1 protein-coding gene is annotated in these 776 nt (G+C 44.6%); it reads left to right on the top strand.

Annotated features, from left to right (window positions below):
* Positions 1–115 precede the first annotated feature (115 nt).
* A partial coding sequence (locus CGZ90_RS20235; protein ID WP_240515508.1) for a 3-hydroxyacyl-CoA dehydrogenase family protein occupies positions 116–776 on the top strand: 661 nt, incomplete at its 3' end.

Genomic DNA, 776 nt, shown 5'->3' on the forward strand with positions numbered 1-776 from the left:
TAAATGATTTTAGTCATTTATTTTTTGCCATAAAAATGAATGAGTGTTCATTCAATGGGAGGGAACTATCTTGTTACGTGAAATCCGAAAAGCGGCAGTATTAGGATCTGGCGTCATGGGTTCTGGTATTGCGGCACATCTAGCCAACGTCGGGATTCCCACGCTGCTGCTTGATATGGTGCCAACGTCCTTAAATGATGCTGAAAAGGCAAAGGGGCTTACTGAAGAGCACCCGAACTTCCGCAATAAATTGACGCTGCTAGCAAAAGAAAGGCTTTTAAAACAGAAGCCGGCTCCGCTTGCAGTAAAAGAAAACCTTGATCTGATCACAGCCGGTAACTTTTCTGATGATATGGAAAAGCTTGCCGATGTAGACTGGATCATCGAGGTGGTCGTAGAACGTCTCGATATTAAAAAAACAATCTTTGAAAAAGTGGATGCATATCGCAAGCAAGGCAGCATCGTCAGCTCAAACACCTCAGGAATCTCCATCTACGCTATGGCGGAAGGCCGCTCAGAAGACTTCAAAGCACATTTCCTTGGAACGCACTTTTTCAATCCTCCAAGATATTTGAAGCTGCTTGAAATTATCCCAACAGAAAACACGAAACCAGAAGTCATTGAATATGTGAAGAAATTCGGCGAGGACGTCCTTGGAAAAGGCGTTGTTCTTGCGAAGGATACACCTAACTTTATCGCCAACCGCATCGGGACATACGGCCTCATGGTGACGATGCAGGAAATGACAAAGCAGGGCTATAGTGTAGGTGAAGTCG

It is taken from the genome of Fictibacillus aquaticus (genome assembly GCF_002245695.1).
Taxonomy (GTDB): domain Bacteria; phylum Bacillota; class Bacilli; order Bacillales; family Fictibacillaceae; genus Fictibacillus; species Fictibacillus aquaticus.